Below are 18,821 nucleotides of genomic sequence, written 5' to 3' on the forward strand. Positions count from 1 at the left end.
TGCGGTGTCCCTCGTTTTACGCGGGCGCCCCGGCGATCCGGCCGACCGCCCTCCCAAATCCATTTGAACGGTTGACACGCGGAGCCGTGCTGCGGCTTCTGACCGATGCGCCCCTTTGGGGGCATGATGGATTTATTCAAAATGAGACATGAACTGACACGCCGCGGCTTTCTGGCTGCATCCGCAGCCTTGTCTGCCACCACCGCCTTACCGCGTTTGGCCTTCGCGCAAACCACACCCCTTACCTTGACTGCACAGACGCGGGTGATCGACGTCCGTGGTCGCGCCGCCACCGTCATGGGCCTGACCGATGGAATGGGCAGGCAAGGACTGTTCCTCGACCCCGGTAAAAGATTCCGCGTGGATCTGACCAATGCTCTGGACGAGGAGACGATCATCCACTGGCATGGTCAGATCCCGCCCAACGCACAGGACGGCGTGCCTAACTTGCCGATGCCGCTTTTGCAGCCGGGCGAGACGCGCAGCTACGACTATGCGCCGATGCCCGGCACGCACTGGATGCACAGTCATGTGCCGGTGCAGGAGATGAGCCTGCTCGCCGCCCCGCTGATCGTGCGGCGGCCCGAGGATCTGACTGCTGATAGGCAGGAGGTCGTGATGTTCCTGCACGACTTCGCGTTCCGCCCCGCAGCCGAGGTGCTGGCCGAGATCACGCAAGGCGCTGCCCATCATGACATGAGCAGCATGGACGCACCGGCACAGAACCTGAGCGGGATGTCGGGCAAGGATCATTCCGGCATCTCCATGCCCGGAATGACTATGGGCGGGATGGGCGCAGGCGGAATGGTCATGGACCTCAACGACTTTGACTTCGACGCCTATCTCGCCAATGACCGCACGCTCGCCGACCCAGAGGTGATTGCGGTCGAACGTGGGGGTCGTGTTCTGTTGCGGGTGATCAATGCCGCTGCAGCAACGTCCTTCTGGATCGACACAGACGGGGTCTCTGCGCGTCTGGTGGCGGTGGACGGTCACGGTGTTGAGCCGGTGGCGGGCACACGCTTCGGTCTTGCCATGGCGCAGCGTCTTGATCTGGAAATCGACTTGCCGGACGCGGGCGCCTTCCCGATCCTCGCCCTGCGCGAAGGAGCGAGGGAGCGTACCGGCATCATTCTCGCCACTGCAGGTGCCGAAGTGCGCCGGATCGACGATCTGGCCGAAACGGAAAGCAGCGCGTTTGATATCGATCTCGCGCAAGAGGGGCTGCTGCGAGCAGCACGGGCGCAAGGCGCGCCTTCGCTGGCACCGCACCCGGTGGACCGTTCGCACATGATCATGCTCGGCGGCGCGATGCAGCCTTACCTCTGGACCATCAACGGGCAGACTTGGGGCAGCCACACGCCGATCACCGCCAAAACGGGCGAACGGGTGCATCTGACGTTCCACAACATGTCGATGATGGGGCATCCGATGCACCTGCACGGGCATGTGTTCCAGGTGGTGAACGTCAACGGACGCAGCCTGGACGGTGCGATCCGCGATACGGTCTATGTGCCACCGATGACGATGGTGACGGTCGCACTTGATGTGGGCGAGGCAGCACGCTGGATGCTGCATTGTCATCACATGCCACATCTGTTCACCGGCATGATGACAGAGTTCGCCGTCTCAGCCTGAGACGCCCGCTATCGGAGGAGAATGTCCCCCGGTGGCGAAACAATTTCACAGGCGCGCTTTATCCCGATGGCCAAGTGCCGGAGGCAAGAGTGCTGCACTCACGCCGCAAAGGTCGGCGAAGACAGATTGGAGATCGTATCATGAACAAGGGACTTATAGGCGCACTCGTTGTCGTCATCATGGCCGTGGCCGGCTGGTATTGGACACAAGGCCAGACCACCGAAGAACCAGTTTCCGCCTCTGCCCCGGACGGCGCGCAGATCGCAGGAGCACCTTTGGCGGATGTCGTCGTGCCCGAGGGGCTTTCGGCCATGGCGCAGCAAGGCGAAACTTATTTCAACGCGGTCTGCGCGTCCTGCCATGGCACGAATGCCGCCGGGCAAGACGGCGTCGCACCGCCGCTGGTTCATCAGATCTATGAGCCCGGCCACCACGGGGACATGGCGTTCGTTCTGGCGGCGCGGAACGGGGTACGAGCACATCACTGGCCGTTCGGCGACATGCCACCGGTAGAAGAACGGCTTGCGGATGGTGAACTGGGTGCAATCGTTGCCTATGTGCGCGAGTTGCAGCGCGCCAACGGGATCAACTGATGGGGCGGAATTCCGGTTCGGCCCATGTTCGCGCATTCGGCGAACCAGCTTGAGGCCCGGCATCCTCATTCCGGCAGGGATCGTCCTTTTGGGGACTGCCTGGGTCGCGATCCATCTGTTTGCGCGCGACGGTGCCGCGGTGGCGCGCGGCCGCGTCCTTTACGACACGAACTGCGCCGCCTGCCACGGCCGAAATCTGGAGGGTCAGCCGGACTGGCAAAGCGCGGGGTCTGACGGGCGTCTCCCCGCGCCGCCCCATGACGCCACCGGCCATACCTGGCATCATTCCGACGCCGATCTGACCGCCTATATCGCCCTTGGTGGCGCGGAGGCGCTGGCGCAGATGGGTGTGACCTTCGATAGTGCCATGCCGGGTTTCGGAGACGTGCTGAGCTCCCAAGAAATCGCGGACATCCTGGCCTATATCAAATCGCACTGGCCCGCGCGCGAGCGCCAGGTCCAAGCGGAGCGTAGCGCGTCCGACGGCAGATGACTGGACGACGCACCATGGGGCGGCTCAGACCGAAGCCGCAGGATATCCGGCCTCTGCCAGCGACGTCTTGACACGCGCCGCGTCAGTGCTGCTCTCGACCGATATGCGTCGCGCCGCCATATCGAACTCGATGCGTGCCGCCGGGTCGAGGGCGTGGATCGTTTTTTCGACCGTCGCCTTGCAATGGCCGCAGCTCATGTCGGGAATGTGGAACGTTATCATGCTTATCTCCTTCTTTGGTTTGTCTATAGATCAACGCGCCGCAACCGCAGTGCATTCGTAATAACCGAGACCGAAGACAAGCTCATCGCCGCCGCCGCGATCATCGGCGACAGCAACAAGCCTGTGACGGGATATAGCAGCCCTGCCGCGATCGGCACGCCGACGGCGTTGTAGGCGAAGGCGAAGAACAGGTTCTGCTTGATGTTGCGCAGTGTAGCGCGGGCCAGTTTGCGTGCCCGGACGATGCCCATGAGGTCTCCACCGAGCAAGGTGATGCCTGCGCTTTCCATCGCGACATCGGCACCCGTGCCCATGGCGATGCCAACGTCCGCGGCTGCCAAGGCGGGGGCGTCATTCACCCCGTCGCCAGCCATCGCGATCTTGTGGCCATCCTTGCGCAACTGGTCGATCAGCTTTTTCTTGTCTTCCGGCAGGACGCCCGCGCGCACCTCGTCGATGCCCAAGGTCGCTGCTACCGCTTGCGCTGTGCGCTCATTGTCGCCGGTCGCCATGATCACACGCAGCCCTTGGGAGTGTAGTTCCTTGATCGCCTGTGCGGTTGAGTCCTTGATTGGATCGGCTACCGCCACGATGCCCGCAAGGGCGCCATCAACCGCGACGAACATCGCCGTCTTGCCCTCTGCACGCAGCGCATCAGCCTTTTCCTCGGCCTGCGTCGTCTCAAGGCCCATCTCTTGCATCATAGCGGTATTGCCGAGGGCGACGGTGTGCCCGCCGACGTTGCCGCGCACGCCTTTGCCGGTAATAGCTTCAAAATCCGCAGCCTCCTGCCGTGCAGCGCCTTGCGCTTCGGCCCCTTCGACAATGGCTTCGGCCAGAGGATGTTCCGAGCCACGTTCAAGCGCAGCGGCCAGCGAAAGAATATCAGTCTCAGTGACATCGCCAAGGGTAACGGTATCGGTCAGCTTTGGCTTTCCCATGGTCAGGGTGCCCGTCTTGTCGACGATCAGCGTATCGACGCCTGCCATGCGTTCCAGCGCCTCGGCATCCTTGATCAGCACACCCGCCTGTGCTCCGCGCCCGGCCGCTGTGGTGATCGAGATCGGGGTGGCGAGGCCAAGTGCGCAGGGGCAGGCAATGATCAGAACCGAGACAGAAGAGGCGATGGCAAAGACCAGCACCGGTGCTGGCCCGAAGATCATCCACATCACAAAAGCGAAGATCGCCACCCCGACCACGGTCGGCACGAAGATCGCCGAGACACGGTCGGCCATGCCTTGAATCGGCGCACGCGAGCGGCGCGCGTTCGATACCATGGCCACGATCTGCGCCAGCACTGTATCAGCGCCGACCTTGCCCGCTTCGATCACCAAAGAGCCGTTCTTGTTGATCGTGGCACCGGTCACCGCATCGCCCGGGCCTTTCTCAACAGGCATTGACTCGCCGGTCAGCATGCTTTCGTCCAATGAGGATCGCCCGTCGACCACCACGCCATCGACCGGAACCGCATCACCCGGCCGCACCCGAAGTCGGTCGGCCTCCATGATGTTTTCCAATGGTGCGTCGTATTCAGTGCCGTCTGGCAGAATACGCCGTGCGGTCTTTGGGGCGAGGTCGAGAAGTGCGCGGATCGCGTCACCGGTGCGTTCCCGCGCTCGCAGTTCCAGCACCTGGCCTACGAACACCAGCGCGATGATCACGACCGCCGCCTCGAAATATGTGCCGACACCTTGGCCCATCCGGTAGACTTCAGGGAAGACGCCCGGCAGGAACGTCGCCACAATGGAGTAAAGATAGGCCGCCGCCACGCCGAGGCTGATCAGCGTCCACATATTGGGCGCGCGGTTGATCACCGAATCCCAGCCGCGTTTGAAGAATGGCAAGGCCGCCCAAAGCACGATGGGCGTTGCGATCACGAACTCCAGATAGCTGGCGGTCTGATGGCCGATCCAGTCCCGCACAGGCAGGCCAACGAGCTCGCCCATCGTCAGCACGATGAGCGGGACCGCTGCGGCCGCCGAGATCCACATCCGGCGCGTGAAGTCGGTTAGTTCTTCGCTGGGCTCGTCCGACGGCAGCATCGGCTCCAGCGCCATGCCGCAGATCGGGCAAGGCCCCGGCGCGTCGCGGACGATCTCGGGATGCATCGGGCAGGTGTATTGCACGTTAGCGGGTGCGGCCTTCTTGCGCCCTTCGGCGCGGCCCGAGGCGTAGAACCACGGATCGCCTTCAAACTTCGTCTGGCATTTTTCAGAGCAGAAATGGAAGGTCTTGTCCTCGAACTCTGCGTGCCGCGTATCGGACCCGACCGCGACCGTCATCCCGCAGACAGGATCCTTTGCCGTTTCAGCGCCTTCGGGAATGTTTGACTTTGCGTGCTGATGATCGTGGTCCATATCGTGCCGACTTTCTTTTGATTTGATTCAGCGTGAGGCATCCAGTCACTGGAACATCAAGCTATTTTTTATGCTGATCGTGATCGGTCTCGCCTACGGGATTGCGAGCGAGAAAGACGCCCACGAACGCGAACACCAGTGCCATGCCGATGACGCCAAGTATGACGATCAGCGGGTCGGATTGCCATTTCATCGTCGCGAAGGCGGTCAGGACCACGGCGTCCAGTGCGATCGCGGTCAACATGACCCAGCCGCGTGCCCCGATCTCGTGGCATAGGTTTCGGTAAACGCCCGCGTGAATGATCATGTCCATCACGAGAAAGAAGAAAGCCCCAAGCGAGGCGATGCGGCTAAGGTCGAAGAAAACCGTCAGGACACCTGCAATCACGACGGTGTATACCAGAGTGTGATCCTTGATCGTTCCGGGCATCCCGAAATGGCTGTGCGGGATCATCTTCATCTCGGTCAGCATGGCCAGCATCCGCGTGACGGCAAAGACGCTCGCGATCAAGCCCGAGGCGGTGGCGACAAGCGCCAGCGCCGCCGTCAGATAGAAGCCGGTCTGCCCGAGTGCTGGCCTAGCCGCCTCTGCCAAGGCATAGTCCTTGGCCGCTACGATGCGGTCGAGTGTCAGGCTGGAGCCGACTGCGAAGGCGACAAGCAGATAGACGATCACGCAGATTGCGATGGATAGAACGATGGCCCGGCCAACGTTGCGGTGAGGTTCGGTGATCTCGGCCCCGCTGTTGGTGATGGTAGTGAAGCCCTTGAACGCCAGGATCGACAGGGCAACAGAGGCCACAAAGCCGCTAGCACCCGTATCCCCACCGGTCGCCTCGAAGTTGAAGCCGCTCGCCCAGAGGCCTGCGACTCCGAACAGCGCAATGCCGCCGACTTTGATAACGGCCATGATGATGGACAGAAGTCCGACCGAGCGGCTGCCTGATATATTGATAATATATGCAACGATGATCAACCCGACGCCAATGATCGGGACGAGGACACTTTCCGGGTCGCCGCCAAAGGCGCGCAGCGTGTAGGTGCCGAAGGTCCGTGCGACGAGACTTTCGGCGATGACCATCGACAGTGCCATCAGGAGCGCTGCCCCCGCTGCGACCGTTGTCGGGCCGTAGGCTTTCTTCAGAACCATCCCGATGCCGCCCGCCGACGGAAAGGCGTTCGACATCTTGATGTAAGTGTAGGCACTGAACGCGGTCACGATCGCACCGGCGACGAACGAGAGAGGAAAAAATGGCCCCGCAAGCTCAGCAATCTGTCCGGTCAGCGCGAAGATGCCCGCACCGATCATCACACCTGTGCCCATGGCAACCGCGCCTGGCAGGGTGATGCTGTTCTCTTTATAGCCTTCCGCCATCAGGTTTCCTTTCCAGAGTGTTGCCTGGTTGCGATCCAGAGAAGGGGCAATCCGGTGATCAGGCCGAGCCCCAGCACCGCCCATGTGGTCCGACCAATATCACCGCTGACAGCTTCACCGCCAAAATGCGCGAGGACAAAACTCGCCGGAATGATGCCCGCCAGCGTCGCCAGTGCGAAACGCCAGGCGTGCAGGCGGCTGAGCCCCGCTGCGTAGCTGATGATGTCGAAGGACACGAAGGGCATCAGGCGGCTGGCAAATACGGTTCCTGTCAGCGCGTTCTGCGATCCGAGCAGTCCGGCATCAACTCGATCACCGAACACTCGCCGCAAGACATCATGCCCCAAAACCCGTGCCAGACCGAAGGCAATCAGCGCCCCCAGTTCGGCTCCGATCACCACCTGCACGGTGCCCCAGACATGCCCATAGGCAGCACCTGCGGCCAGGGCTATCGGTGCGCTCGGAATGGGACTGGCGACCACCGCAACGGTCATGAGGCTGATGATCAACAGAGGGCCCCAGAGGCCCGCGCGCGCCACCAATGTCTCAAGCGCTTTGCGGTCCAGCAGCTGCTGGGCATCAACCAGCAGCGACGGCGCAAACCACCACACCCCGAGAGCGACCAGCCCGAGGAATGCAATCGTCGCCAGGATGCCGGTGCGCAAGCGCATCTCAGATCGCCTCGACCGCCTTCTTCAGGAGATCGCGCACCTGACCGGCAACGGCATGCAGTTCGGTATTGTCTATCGCTTGCATAGACGCCACCGGGTCGATGGCGCTGACCTCCACACCGCCCTCGACCTCGCGCAGGATGACGTTGCAGGGCAGCATCGCGCCGACACGCGGTTCAATTCCAATGGCCTCGTGGGCCATTTTTGGATTGCAGGCACCGAGGATGCGATAGGCAGGCATCTCGACATCCAGCTTCTTTTTCATCGTCGCCTTGACGTCGATCTCGGTCAGGACGCCGAATCCCTTGTCGGTCAATGCCGCGCGAGTGCGAGCGTCGACGGCGTCAAATTCAGCGTCCGCTATCACGCGGTTGATCGTGTAGTCCATTGTCGTTCCTTTCGATTCATGACTGCGATTCCAGCCGCGACATCTACTTTCCATCCGGCTTCGGCGTCATTCTAGTTCGGCGCGGGGTGTGCCTGCAGGTGCCTCGCCGTTCGCCTCGATGTCAGCGATATATCGCTTCATTTCAGCGATTTCGCTGAGCTGCGCTTCGATGATTGCATCTGCCAGTGCCCGGACCCTCGGGTCCGAGATATCGGCCCGCTCGCTGGTCAGGATGGCGATGGAATGGTGCGGGATCATCGCCCGCATCCAAGCGAGGTCGTCGATCGTCTCCTGGCTTCGAACGAGCCAGAGTGATAAGGCGAAGGTTACTGCGGCGCCTGCGAAAATCGCAAGATTGACCCTCTTGTTGGAATACATACCCAGCATGAAAGCGAGCATGATGATCGCCATCACCGCACCCATATAGATCGCCATCCACATGCGCGTTTGCGAGAAGAAGATGTGGTCGAGCGCGTAGGTGTTGAGATACATCAATCCAAACATCACGACCGTCGAAGTCGCGATCATTGCAAAGAAACGTACGTAGTTCATTTCTTACCTCCGATTAATTGTCGCACTTATCTCAACTTTATCCGGGCGCCCAACGTTCCCAAATCGAAAATGCCTGGGGCTTTGCAAGGTAGTGCGGCCACTATTTGCGCAGGTATTTGATCAACGCCGCAATTGCGAGACCGGCCAGCACAAGGATGACGATCATCCAGAGCCAGCCAAAGCCCATTCCCAAACCCATACCATATCCGTTCATCATCGTTCCCTCCTGATCCGTAATCGGATTGCCCCGCCACACGCGGAGTCGCGCGACTGGCGGGGAAAATAGTGTGTCAGTCATTGCCCATCATGCCGTGTCCCGCGCCCGGCATATCGCCCTGCCGTCCACTCATGTGGTCTTGCATCATCGCAGCCATTGCCGCCATTTCAGCGTCCGTCACCTGCGCGTCGCCGTCCGCATCATGCATCTGGAAGGCGCGCACAGTCATCGGTCGGGTATGAGCCGCGTGCATCACCGCAAACTCCTCCAGCGAAAGTGTGCCGTTGGCGTCGGTATCATAGGTCGAGAGTTCGGCCTGAATGCCCGCTGTCATTTCTTCGGGGCTGAGCGTGCCATCGCTGTCGGTGTCAAACGTGGCCATCGCGTAGCTCCCGGACCCAGCCATCATCATGCCCATTGCGCGCCCCATCGAGTTGTCATGGCCGCCCATCATGCCCATTCCGCCGTGCTGCATTTGGGTCTGCTGGGCAATTACCGGCACCGCGACGGCGCCAAGGCCGAGGGCAGCAACAGCGGCGAAGGCGAATTTGGTTGAACGTTTCATTCTGTTTTTCCTCTATTGGATTGTGATGAACCCAATTTGGGGCGCAGGTGTCCCATAAGTTTGTCAGCCGGGACGGTCTTTTGTATCAAACTGTCACAAACAGCAGCGCAGAGAGGATTTGCGACAATCTTCTGTGCGCGCTGTCAGCAGCTTCGGCTAAGGATGTCATCAGGAGACATTATGACGCCCCATCCGCCCAACATTCTGATTGTCGATGACCACCGCGAGATTCGCGATGCGCTGGTGAGGTATCTTGAAAAGAATGGCATGCGGGCGACTTCGGCCGCAGACGCCGTGGCTATGGACGCGGCGATGAAAGTCGGACAGTTCGACCTGATCGTGCTCGATGTGATGATGCCGGGCGAAGATGGTCTGTCGGTCTGTCGCCGCCTGCGCGCGCAGGGCGGAATCCCGATCCTGATGCTGACCGCCTTGGGTGATGAAACTGACCGCATCGTTGGGCTGGAGGTCGGCGCCGATGACTATCTGCCAAAGCCGTTCAACCCGCGCGAGTTGCTGGCCCGGATCAAGGCAATCCTGCGCCGGTCCGACCGGGCCGAAGTCGTGGGCGGCAGTCTGGCCGGCCGCCGGCTGGCATTCGATCGGTGGGTGCTGGATACCGACCGCCGGACCCTTTCGGAAGCCGATGGCACCGAAGTGGCGCTCACCACCGCCGAGTTCCGCTTGCTCACGGTGTTTCTGGAGCGCCCGCGCTTTGTGCTAAGCCGGGAACAACTGCTCGACCTGACCTCGGGTCGCGCGTCGCAAGTGTTTGATCGAACCATCGACAACCAGATCAGTCGCCTGCGTCGCAAGATCGAGGCCGACCCCGCCAAGCCCGCATTGATCGCGACTGTATGGGGGGGTGGCTACAGTCTGGCCGCCGATGTGAGGGCGCTTCCATGAAACAGCGGCTCTCCTTTCTACGCCAGATCTTCCCGCATTCTCTGGGGGGTCAGTTGCTCGCCATGCTGTTGCTGGCATTGGCCGTCACGCAGGGACTGGGCCTTTTGTTGCTAACGGACGAGCGCAACCGGGCCGTGCGCGCGGCGCTGGGGTTGGAGGCGGCAGGACGTGCGGCGAATGTGGTATTGTTGCTGGACGATGCCCCCGCCGATCTGCGCCCTTCCATCTTGCGGGCCGCAGATTCACCACTGGTCAGGTTCGAACTGGGGGCCGATCCGGAGGCGCCGCACACTAGCAGCGATGCGGATGTCGTTCTGCGCCAAATCCGGCAGATCCTCGGCGAACCGGAGCGGGAGGTCCGGGCCGATGTCCATGCCCTTGCAGTTGATCCATTTCCCACGCCCGACGGCATGCCTGAAGCAATGCGCCCGATGCACGAAGCAATGATGGCGGGACGAACCGACCCTGTCGAGATGACACTGTCGATCCGTCTGGCGGGGGGCGAATGGTTGAACGTGCGGACGATGTTTCATCGGCCTGGCCTGCAGTTTTTACCGCAAGCCTTGTTGCCACTGCTGCTGATGGCGGTAGCCGTCGCTTTGGTTGCATGGTGGACTGCGCGTCGGGTGGTTGGCCCGATGCGCGTCCTTTCGGTTGGCGCCGACCGGCTGGGCCGAGGGCTTGAAACGGACCCGCTGCCGATAACGGGCCCGGCCGAGGTGCGTGATACCACGCAGGCCTTCAACCGGATGAAAGACCGCCTGACCCGTTTCGTGAGCGAGCGTACCCATATGCTTGCGGCCCTGAGCCATGACCTGCGTTCTCCCCTGACCGCGATGCGGCTCAGGATCGAAATGCTGGACGAAACCGAAGACAGTAACCGGCTGAAGGCATTGGTCGAGGAAATGCAAGCGATGGTCGAGGCCACGCTGGAGTTCGCGCGCGGTGTCGCCAAGGCAGAGCCCACTGCCACGGTCGACCTTACCTCGATGCTGACGGATCTGGTGAACGATGTTGGGGGCGACCGCGCAACCCTCGCACCCATCGATCCGCTGTTCGCGACCATCCGTCCCCACGCTCTTAACCGCGCCCTGCGCAATCTGATCGATAACGCGGTCCGCTACGGTGGCGTCGCCAAGGTGACCCTGACGCAGGAACCGGGGACGGTTATCATATCCATCGCTGACAAGGGTCCAGGATTACCCGATGATCAGCTTGAGGCTGTGTTTGAACCCTTCGTGCGGTTTGAAAGTTCGCGAAGCCGCGACACAGGAGGCGTCGGCCTGGGACTCGCGATTGCCCGGACCATCATTCAGGCACATGGTGGTTCCGTCTTGCTACGCAACTTGCCAGACCACGGACTGCAGGCAGTCGTGCACCTGCCGCTCGGAGAGGCGTGATCAAACCGGACTGCACTCCGAATCTGGCTCGAACCATGTGCCCAGGTCATACGGAGGCACAGCAATTCATCGAAGCAGGACTTTTTCGGATGTGCCGTTAACCGGTCGGTTGACGCAACCGAACCGATGCGCGGGTTACTGTTACGTTGCAATCGCGCGGAGACTGCAACGAAATGCGGGTGCCTTGATACCAGGTGGCTCCGTTCACCTGTTCCCGTCGATCCACTTCGACATGAGCCCCTTGTCGCGAAAGCACTCATCCGGCACGGCGCGCCGTTTGATGCGCGCGAGACGCTCGGCGAAGGCGACTTGCTTCGAGGTTGGGCGGTCGTCCTGCGCGACAGGGTTCAGCTTGGCCTGCGCCTCGATCCAGGCGCTGAGGGATCGGCGATCCTGCTGAACATCCCACGGCAGTAGGGTCTGATTGCGCAGTGCCAGTGATCGCGCATAGGCGATCTGCTTTGGCGTCGCGGGCAGGGCATAAATGGTGTTTTCCATCTGGGAATTCCCTTTCTGGCTTGTTTCTAGATTTAGAACATAACAGGAACAAAAACAAGCTGGCTGTCGAGATCAAGGCGTTTGAGAGAAAGAGGAGGGCCGGGGAAGGTTAGGCTTAAGGGTGCCCGAAAGAGGGTGTCCGGGCCTGATCCTGTCCCTCATCCCGGAGTTTCCAAATGACCCACCTCGCCCCCGTTGCGCCTGCGCGCGCGCTTACGCCCGTCGCCTCAATCCCTTCCCCAGATACTGCCGCAGCGATCATTGCCGTTGCTGAATCGCTGCAACCCGACCTGGCACAGGGCTTCCAAATCGATGGGCTGCGCCTGCGCCTTGAGATGGAGCACGCCTTTGGCGGCTCAGATGCGACAGGCGCCTGGGACTGGAAGCTGGCCTATGAGGCTTGCGAGGTGGCGCTGGTCCTCTTCTTGCGGAAATTCGGTCGCGCGCTGTTGGCCCGGGCTGGATCGCCTACAGCCTTGCTGCCGATCCTTGCCAAGGTATCAAACCTGCTGCCAACCCATACCCGGCGGTCGGAAGAGATGGAGCGCTTCCAGCAATTCAGCACCCCGCTGCCAATGGGGTTCGCGGCACTTACGGCCGCGCAGATATCCGCGCGCGATCTGGTCTTGGAGCCTTCAGCCGGGACTGGACTTCTGGCCATCTTGGCCATGATCGCAGGCGGCAGCCTCGCGCTCAACGAACTTGCCGAGACCCGCGCCGATCTGCTGCGCCTTCTGTTTCCGGAATCCCATGTCACCTGCTTTGACGCCGCTCAGATCGACGATTACCTCAACGCGCACCTCCGCCCGAGTGTGATCCTGATGAATCCGCCGTTTTCCGCTCTGGCCAATGTCAATGGCCGCACGACAACGGCGACGGCCCGGCACATCCGTTCAGCTTTGGCGCGGCTTGCCCCAGGTGGGCGACTCGTGGCCATCACTGGCGCAAGTTTCGCGCCCGATGTGCCAGCCTGGGTAGAGACCTTTGCAAGCCTGACCGAGTCCGCGCATCTGGTCTTTACCGGCGCGTTGGCCGGTGCTGCCTTCGCCAAGCACGGCACCAGCTTCGAGACGCGGATTTCGGTCTTCGACAAATGCCTCGGTGGCGAGGCGGGCGGCATCACAGCCGATCTGGCGCGCCCGATTTCGCCTGATGTCGCCAACCTGCTGTCGCTGATCACTACCCATGTCCCCCCGCGCCTCGAACTGGCGCAGGTCGCACCAGCCGGGCAGGGCCCTTCTTCCCCCTTTCCGGGAAATCCTGCCCGCACCACGCGCACAGGCATCAGCTCGTCGCGCGCCACGCCTGCAACAGCCCCCACCAACACCGCGGTGCAGATCGAGGCCGCAGACCTCGCCTATACCCTGCGCGACGCGACCGAGGACAGTGCCAGCGTGCGCCTATCGGATGCAATTTATGAGACCTTCCGCCTGCAGGCGATCGACATTCCTGGGGCGGAACCGCACCCAACCAAGCTCGTCCAGTCGGCAGCAATGGCGTCGGTCGTGCCGCCGAAACCCACATACCTCCCCAAACTGCCCGCCGCAGTCCTGCGTGATGGCCTCCTGTCAGACGCGCAGCTTGAGACGGTGATCTACGCCGGCGAGGCGCATGGCACGCATCTCGCCGGGTCGTGGTGCGTCGATGAGACCGGCGATATGGTCTCTGCCGCCAAGGACGATGATCCCGACGCCATCCGTTTCCGGCGCGGCTTCTTCCTCGGTGATGGCACTGGTGCGGGCAAGGGCCGCCAGTCAGCCGGGATCGTGCTCGACAATTGGGCGCAAGGACGGCGCAAGGCGCTCTGGATCTCGAAGAGCGACAAGCTGCTGGAGGATGCGCAGCGCGACTGGTCCGCACTTGGGCAGGAGCGCTTGCTGGTGACACCGCTGTCGCGCTTTGCGCAAGGCAAAGATATCCCGCTGACCGAGGGCATCCTGTTCACCACCTATGCGACGCTGCGCTCCGAAGAGCGTGGCGCCAAGAAATCCCGCGTCGACCAGATCGTTGACTGGCTGGGGGCAGATTTCGACGGGGTGATTTTGTTTGACGAAAGCCATGCCATGGCCAACGCCGCCGGATCGAAAGGCGAGCGTGGCGATGTCACTGCCTCGCAGCAGGGCAGGGCGGGTCTGCGCCTGCAGCACAAACTGCCCAATGCCCGCGTGGTCTATGTCTCGGCCACGGGCGCGACCTCTGTGCATAACCTCGCCTATGCGCAGCGCCTCGGTCTTTGGGGCGGGGAGGACTTCCCATTTGCCACCCGTGCGGAGTTCGTTGAGGCGATCGAGGCCGGTGGCGTGGCGGCCATGGAGGTGCTGGCGCGCGACCTGCGCTCGCTTGGTCTCTATACCGCCCGGTCGCTCTCTTATGACGGCGTCGAATACGAGATGCTGGTTCATGCGCTGACGCCTGAGCAGCGCGGCATCTACGATGCCTATGCCGGGGCCTTCGCCATCATCCACAACAACCTGGCCGCGGCGATGGAGGCCGCGAACATCACTGGTGAATCCGGCGGCACGCTGAACCGCCAGGCCAAGTCTGCCGCGCGCTCGGCGTTTGAATCCGCCAAGCAGCGCTTCTTCGGCCATCTGCTCACCTCCATGAAAACCCCGACGCTGATCGCCGCCATCGAGGCCGATCTGGCAGCGGATCATTCCTCCGTCATCCAGATCGTCTCCACCGGCGAGGCGCTGATGGAACGCCGCCTGTCGGAGGTCCCGACCGAGGAGTGGAACGACATTCGCGTCGACATCACCCCGCGCGAGTACGTAATGGATTACCTCGCCCACTCCTTCCCGGTGCAGCTCTACGAGCCCTTCACCGATAGCGAGGGCAACCTGTCCTCGCGGCCTGTCACGCGCGACGGCCAGCCGGTGGAATGCCGCGAGGCCGCGCGCAGGCGCGACGCGCTGATCGAGCATCTGGCCTCGCTGCCGCCGGTGCCTGGGGCGCTGGATCAGATCGTGCAGCGCTTCGGCACCGATCTGGTGGCGGAAGTGACGGGCCGCTCGCGCCGGATCGTGCGTAAGGGCGAGGGCCATGCCGCGCGCCTCGTGGTCGAATCCCGGGCGGGATCTGCCAATCTCGCGGAAACCGCCGCCTTCATGGATGACCAGAAGCGCATCCTGATCTTCTCGGACGCGGGTGGCACGGGGCGCAGCTATCACGCCGATCTCGGAGCAAAGAACCAGCGCCTGCGGGTGCATTATCTCTTGGAGCCGGGTTGGAAGGCCGATGCCGCCATCCAGGGCTTGGGCCGCACCAACCGTACCAATCAGGCGCAACCACCGCTGTTCCGCCCCGTCGCCACCGATGTGAAAGCAGAAAAGCGGTTCCTCTCAACCATCGCGCGCCGCCTCGACACGCTCGGTGCCATCACACGCGGCCAGCGCCAGACCGGTGGGCAGGGGCTGTTCCGGCCCGAGGACAACCTCGAGTCGCCCTTTGCCCGCGACGCGCTGCGCCAGCTTTACCGCCGCATTTATCGCGGCGATGTGGCGGGCTGCTCACTCGGGGCCTTCGAGGATGCCACCGGCCTCAGCCTGACCGATGACAACGGGCTTAAAGACGACCTGCCGCCGATCACGACCTTCCTCAACCGTCTGCTGGCGCTGACGATACATATGCAGGGCATTCTGTTCACCGCTTTCGAGGAGCTTCTGGCGCAGCGGATCGAGGGCGCCATCGCAGCCGGGGTCTACGATCTTGGGCTTGAGACCCTGCGTGCCGAGAGCTTTCGCGTGACGGACGCACGGGTGATCTACACCCATCCAGGCTCTGGCGCGGAAACCCAGTTGCTGAGCATCGCGCAAAAGCAGCGCAACACGCCGTTGTCACTGGCGGATGCGCTGGATTGGCTCGAAGACCCCAAAGCGCGCCTGCTGGTCAACAGCCGCTCTGGGCGTGCGGCAGTGCAGGTGCCCGCCACCAGCCTGATGCTGGACGACGGCACGATCGAGCCGCGCCTGCGGCTGATCCGCCCCACCGAGGCAAGCACGGTCCCCGCCAAGATTATGGATGACACGCATTGGCTCGAGGCGGATCGCGCGGCCTTAACCGCAGCCTGGACTGCCGAACTGGCCGAGGTGCCGGAGTTCACGGAAACCACGCTCCACATCGTGGCGGGGCTGCTGCTGCCGATCTGGAAGCAACTGCCGCAGGATGAAACCCGCGTCTACCGGCTGCAAACCGATGACGGCCAGCGCATCATCGGCCGCCGCGTATCGCCCGCCTGGGTCGCGACGACGCTGGCGGCCGACGCGCCAAAGCTGACGGCGGCGCAGGTCCATGCCCTCGTTCTGGAGGGCAAGACCGTGGTGCGGCTGGCCGAGGGGATGGAGTTGCACCGGTCCCGCGTCATGGGGGTGAACCGGATCGAGCTGTCGGGCTTTTTGGGTGCCGCCAAGGACCGGCTGAAGGCAGATGGGTTCTTTTCGGAGATCATCGCCTGGAAGCTGCGGCTCTTCTGCCCAGCAGACTCCAGCGGCATCGCAGTGCTTGATCGTCTGCTTGCACGTTGTCCCGTGACAGGACTACATGCGCGCGGAGGGTGCTGAGCCATGTATTCCGAGACTGAAGATGTGATCCGCGCTCTGGCGGAGAACGCAGAGATCGTGTGTCGCGCCTACCTTCCCGCCGGACGGCGGGAAGGGTCCTACTGGATCGTCGGCGATCTGCAGAACAACCCCGGCCGGTCGCTCTTCGTGCGGCTGACCGGGCCTGCGTCAGGGCCGGGTGCGCGCGGAAAGTGGCAGGATGCGGCGGTCGGACTGCATGGCGATCTCCTGGACATCATCCGCGAGCGAACCGGGATCTCGCGCTTTCCCGATCTTCTGGCCGAGGCCCGGGCGCATCTTGGCCGTCCCCAGCCGGTCCTCCCGGATAGGCCAGTGCCGAAGAAGGCCCAGGCCCCCGGCGGCACACCAGCGGCGGCGGCGCGTTTGTTTGCAGCCTCTATGCCAGTCGCAGGCACGCTTGCCGACACCTACCTCCGCGCCCGGGGCCTGACCCAAGGCGGCATGACGAGTGCGCTGCGCTTCCACCCGAAGTGCTGGCATCGGGATGAGGGCCAGACCCGGAGCATCCCCAGACCGGCGCTGATCGCTGCGGTCACCGATGGGGCAGGGGCCTTGCAGGGTGTGCATCGCACTTGGTTGGCGCCTGACGGTCTGGGAAAGGCGGCGCTCAAAGCGCAGCGGCGTGCCATGGGTCACCTCCTTGGCAATGCCGTCAGGCTGACCCCGTCTGACGACATCCTCGTGGTCGGCGAAGGCATCGAGACCATGCTGTCCCTGTCCGAGGCGGCCCCCGGCCTTCCCGTCTGGGCGGCGCTCTCGTCGGGTCACCTCGGGGCCGTCCTGCTGCCAGAGGGATTGCAGCGCCTCTACATCGCGATCGACCGCGATCCGGCGGGTCGCGGCGCGGCAGAGAGGTTGAGCGCCAGAGCCACAGAGGTCGGGATTGGGTGCCATGTGCTCGAGCCACAACTCGGGGATTTCAACGATGATCTCCGGGCGAACGGCAAGGAGGCGCTGCGCCAACATCTGGCAGGTCAGATCGGGCCCGAGGATCAGCATCGCCTGTTGGCGTGAGCTGCATCGCGCAGGGGGCTGCCTGGGGAAGTGCGGGGCAGGGGTCACGGATCCCTGTCATGGCTGTGGATCGTCGCTTTGCCTCTTCCCGGGTAAATCTCATCCACCCGACACCCGCGCGGCCTTCAAGAGATGGGCGTGCTGCCGTCAAAGGGTCCGCCCCCTCAAGGGCGGCAGGCAAGCTATTTCCGCCGCGGGGGACGAGCCCCCGCTTTGCATCGCGAAACAAATAGCCTGCCTGCCGCCCTCCTCCACATGCGTTTCGGCCCCGAAGAGGGGGTGAAGGGGCGTCCGCCATGACGGCTCAGAGCTGCCCATGAAGGCCGCGCGGGTTGTCGCGCGGACCAGACAGGCCCGGAGGCAAGAACCGATGACGATCCACACCCACGACGACGCGTATGAACCCGCCCACACCGCATCCCAGACCGCCCATGCGCTCGACGAGCTGCAGCTCTACGGATACCGCCCCTTCGACGAGCCCGATCCGCGCCCGATGCCCGATGGGCAGCGCCTTGCGATCGCCGTCGCCGACATCTTCGATGCCCTCGTTGCGACCCTCGAAGACACCCGCATGGAACCCGACCTCGAAGAGGTGCTCTGGGGCCAGGTCAACCTCTTCCACCGCGCCACTGCCCGGATCGAGCGGTCGCTCGACGAGAACGAGCAGGCGCAGCGCCGCCTCCAGCGCGAGCAGGACGGCTCCGAGGTGAAATCCGTCGAGCTTGAGCGCCTGACGGCCGAAGGTCTGACGCTGATCGAACGGCGCAACTGCATGGACATGATGCGCGATCACGCCGCCACCGAGTTCGTCCATCACACGGGCTCGACCTGGCGCCCCCGCACCGGCTCGATGGTGAACCGCCAGCACATGACCGCAGCACTGATCGACAGCCGCGATTTCCTCGCCGCCAAGCGCTGCGCGGAGGCCGAGGTGATGCTCCCCGCAGGCCCCAAGGTTGCCCTCACCGGCGGGACCGACTTCAACGATCACCGCCTGATCTGGGGCAAGCTCGATCAGGTCCGGACCAAGTATCCCGATATGGTGCTCTTGCACGGCGGAAGTCCCAAGGGCGCTGAACTCATCGCCGCCAAATGGGCTGAGGCCCGGGGCGTGACGCAGGTGGCCTTCAAGCCCGACTGGACGAAACACGCCAAGGCCGCGCCGTTCAAGCGCAACGACGCGATGCTGGACGTGCTACCCGTGGGTGTTCTGGTGTTCCCAGGCACGGGTATCCAGGAGAACCTTGCCGACAAGGCCAAAAAGCTCGGCATTCCGGTCATGAAGTTCGAGAAGGGGGCGTGAGCCCCCTTTTCCCCTCGTGGGGAAATCGAGGTGGAAGCGCACACTTCCA

Annotated in this window: 16 protein-coding genes; 8 read left to right on the plus strand and 8 right to left on the minus strand. The window is 63.0% G+C overall.

What is annotated here, in order from left to right:
* Nucleotides 1-141: 141 nt before the first annotated feature.
* The 3 genes from JI664_RS10940 to JI664_RS10950 all read left to right on the plus strand — a co-directional run bounded on the left by JI664_RS10940 (nt 142) and on the right by JI664_RS10950 (nt 2,724).
* Nucleotides 142-1,638, plus strand: a complete 1,497-nt coding sequence (locus JI664_RS10940; RefSeq protein WP_207013788.1) for a multicopper oxidase family protein — start codon at nt 142-144, stop codon at nt 1,636-1,638.
* A gap of 140 nt (nt 1,639-1,778) precedes the next feature.
* Nucleotides 1,779-2,231: a c-type cytochrome gene (locus JI664_RS10945; protein WP_207013789.1), complete on the plus strand. Its 453-nt coding sequence runs from the start codon at nt 1,779-1,781 to the stop codon at nt 2,229-2,231.
* An 88-nt stretch (nt 2,232-2,319) separates the two neighbouring features.
* A complete protein-coding gene (locus tag JI664_RS10950) occupies nt 2,320-2,724 on the plus strand; it encodes a c-type cytochrome (protein ID WP_286174056.1) in 405 nt (134 codons plus the stop codon).
* 24 nt (nt 2,725-2,748) lie between these two features.
* On the opposite strand, the gene JI664_RS10955 is transcribed toward JI664_RS10950, so the two are convergent.
* The 7 genes from JI664_RS10955 to JI664_RS10985 form a co-directional block, all read right to left on the minus strand.
* The gene (locus tag JI664_RS10955) at nt 2,749-2,946 is read right to left on the minus strand and encodes a heavy-metal-associated domain-containing protein (RefSeq protein WP_207013790.1); all 198 of its coding nucleotides are present in this window, start codon (nt 2,944-2,946) and stop codon (nt 2,749-2,751) included.
* A 23-nt stretch (nt 2,947-2,969) separates the two neighbouring features.
* Nucleotides 2,970-5,303 (minus strand): heavy metal translocating P-type ATPase, encoded by a 2,334-nt coding sequence (locus tag JI664_RS10960; protein ID WP_207013791.1) that lies wholly within the window; start codon nt 5,301-5,303, stop codon nt 2,970-2,972.
* Nucleotides 5,304-5,364: 61 nt separating this feature from the next.
* Nucleotides 5,365-6,678 carry an APC family permease gene (locus JI664_RS10965; protein ID WP_207013792.1) on the minus strand — a complete coding sequence of 438 codons (1,314 nt, stop codon included), beginning with the start codon at nt 6,676-6,678 and terminating at the stop codon, nt 5,365-5,367.
* Nucleotides 6,678-7,349: a TVP38/TMEM64 family protein gene (locus JI664_RS10970; RefSeq protein ID WP_207013793.1), complete on the minus strand. Its 672-nt coding sequence runs from the start codon at nt 7,347-7,349 to the stop codon at nt 6,678-6,680. The genes JI664_RS10965 and JI664_RS10970 overlap by 1 nt, the downstream gene beginning before the upstream one ends.
* A 1-nt stretch (nt 7,350) precedes the next feature.
* Nucleotides 7,351-7,737 (minus strand): DUF302 domain-containing protein, encoded by a 387-nt coding sequence (locus tag JI664_RS10975; protein ID WP_207013794.1) that lies wholly within the window; start codon nt 7,735-7,737, stop codon nt 7,351-7,353.
* A 66-nt stretch (nt 7,738-7,803) separates the two neighbouring features.
* A complete protein-coding gene (locus JI664_RS10980; protein WP_207013795.1) occupies nt 7,804-8,289 on the minus strand; it encodes a DUF305 domain-containing protein in 486 nt (161 codons plus the stop codon).
* A 290-nt stretch (nt 8,290-8,579) separates the two neighbouring features.
* A complete protein-coding gene (locus JI664_RS10985; RefSeq protein WP_207013798.1) occupies nt 8,580-9,071 on the minus strand; it encodes a calcium-binding protein in 492 nt (163 codons plus the stop codon).
* A gap of 180 nt (nt 9,072-9,251) precedes the next feature.
* On the opposite strand from JI664_RS10985, the gene JI664_RS10990 reads away from it, so the two are divergent.
* Both JI664_RS10990 and JI664_RS10995 read left to right on the plus strand, forming a co-directional pair.
* Nucleotides 9,252-9,977 carry a response regulator gene (locus JI664_RS10990; protein ID WP_207013799.1) on the plus strand — a complete coding sequence of 242 codons (726 nt, stop codon included), beginning with the start codon at nt 9,252-9,254 and terminating at the stop codon, nt 9,975-9,977.
* Nucleotides 9,974-11,377, plus strand: coding sequence for an ATP-binding protein (locus JI664_RS10995; RefSeq protein WP_207013800.1), 1,404 nt, complete (start codon nt 9,974-9,976; stop codon nt 11,375-11,377). The genes JI664_RS10990 and JI664_RS10995 overlap by 4 nt, the downstream gene beginning before the upstream one ends.
* Nucleotides 11,378-11,581: 204 nt before the next feature.
* Here JI664_RS10995 and JI664_RS11000 read toward each other — a convergent pair whose 3' ends face one another.
* On the minus strand, nt 11,582-11,875 hold the full coding sequence (locus JI664_RS11000; protein ID WP_207013801.1) for a hypothetical protein: 294 nt from the start codon (nt 11,873-11,875) through the stop codon (nt 11,582-11,584).
* A gap of 176 nt (nt 11,876-12,051) precedes the next feature.
* Between JI664_RS11000 and JI664_RS11005 the strand changes: the two genes are divergently transcribed.
* From JI664_RS11005 to JI664_RS11015, 3 genes are all read left to right on the plus strand, one after another.
* Entirely contained in the window at nt 12,052-16,434 is a 4,383-nt protein-coding gene (locus JI664_RS11005; RefSeq protein WP_207013802.1) for a strawberry notch family protein, read from the plus strand.
* A gap of 3 nt (nt 16,435-16,437) precedes the next feature.
* Nucleotides 16,438-17,469, plus strand: coding sequence for a DUF7146 domain-containing protein (locus tag JI664_RS11010; RefSeq protein WP_207013803.1), 1,032 nt, complete (start codon nt 16,438-16,440; stop codon nt 17,467-17,469).
* Between the two features lie 370 nt (nt 17,470-17,839).
* Nucleotides 17,840-18,772 carry a DUF2493 domain-containing protein gene (locus JI664_RS11015; protein WP_207013804.1) on the plus strand — a complete coding sequence of 311 codons (933 nt, stop codon included), beginning with the start codon at nt 17,840-17,842 and terminating at the stop codon, nt 18,770-18,772.
* Nucleotides 18,773-18,821 lie beyond the last annotated feature (49 nt).

It is taken from the genome of Rhodobacter sp. NTK016B, assembly GCF_017303295.1.
Lineage (GTDB): Bacteria > Pseudomonadota > Alphaproteobacteria > Rhodobacterales > Rhodobacteraceae > Pararhodobacter.

Excerpts from the sequence above, each read along its gene's own strand:
- JI664_RS10990 (WP_207013799.1), top strand. The coding sequence starts at position 9,252 with ATGACGCCCCATCCGCCCAACATTCTGATTGTCGATGACCACCGCGAG.
- JI664_RS11000 (WP_207013801.1), bottom strand. The coding sequence starts at position 11,875 with ATGGAAAACACCATTTATGCCCTGCCCGCGACGCCAAAGCAGATCGCC.
- JI664_RS10985 (WP_207013798.1), bottom strand. The coding sequence starts at position 9,071 with ATGAAACGTTCAACCAAATTCGCCTTCGCCGCTGTTGCTGCCCTCGGC.
- JI664_RS10940 (WP_207013788.1), top strand. The coding sequence starts at position 142 with ATGAGACATGAACTGACACGCCGCGGCTTTCTGGCTGCATCCGCAGCC.
- JI664_RS10955 (WP_207013790.1), bottom strand. The coding sequence starts at position 2,946 with ATGATAACGTTCCACATTCCCGACATGAGCTGCGGCCATTGCAAGGCG.
- JI664_RS10965 (WP_207013792.1), bottom strand. The coding sequence starts at position 6,678 with ATGGCGGAAGGCTATAAAGAGAACAGCATCACCCTGCCAGGCGCGGTT.
- JI664_RS11015 (WP_207013804.1), top strand. The coding sequence starts at position 17,840 with ATGACGATCCACACCCACGACGACGCGTATGAACCCGCCCACACCGCA.
- JI664_RS11005 (WP_207013802.1), top strand. The coding sequence starts at position 12,052 with ATGACCCACCTCGCCCCCGTTGCGCCTGCGCGCGCGCTTACGCCCGTC.
- JI664_RS10945 (WP_207013789.1), top strand. The coding sequence starts at position 1,779 with ATGAACAAGGGACTTATAGGCGCACTCGTTGTCGTCATCATGGCCGTG.
- JI664_RS10975 (WP_207013794.1), bottom strand. The coding sequence starts at position 7,737 with ATGGACTACACGATCAACCGCGTGATAGCGGACGCTGAATTTGACGCC.
- JI664_RS11010 (WP_207013803.1), top strand. The coding sequence starts at position 16,438 with ATGTATTCCGAGACTGAAGATGTGATCCGCGCTCTGGCGGAGAACGCA.
- JI664_RS10970 (WP_207013793.1), bottom strand. The coding sequence starts at position 7,349 with ATGCGCTTGCGCACCGGCATCCTGGCGACGATTGCATTCCTCGGGCTG.
- JI664_RS10980 (WP_207013795.1), bottom strand. The coding sequence starts at position 8,289 with ATGAACTACGTACGTTTCTTTGCAATGATCGCGACTTCGACGGTCGTG.
- JI664_RS10995 (WP_207013800.1), top strand. The coding sequence starts at position 9,974 with ATGAAACAGCGGCTCTCCTTTCTACGCCAGATCTTCCCGCATTCTCTG.
- JI664_RS10960 (WP_207013791.1), bottom strand. The coding sequence starts at position 5,303 with ATGGACCACGATCATCAGCACGCAAAGTCAAACATTCCCGAAGGCGCT.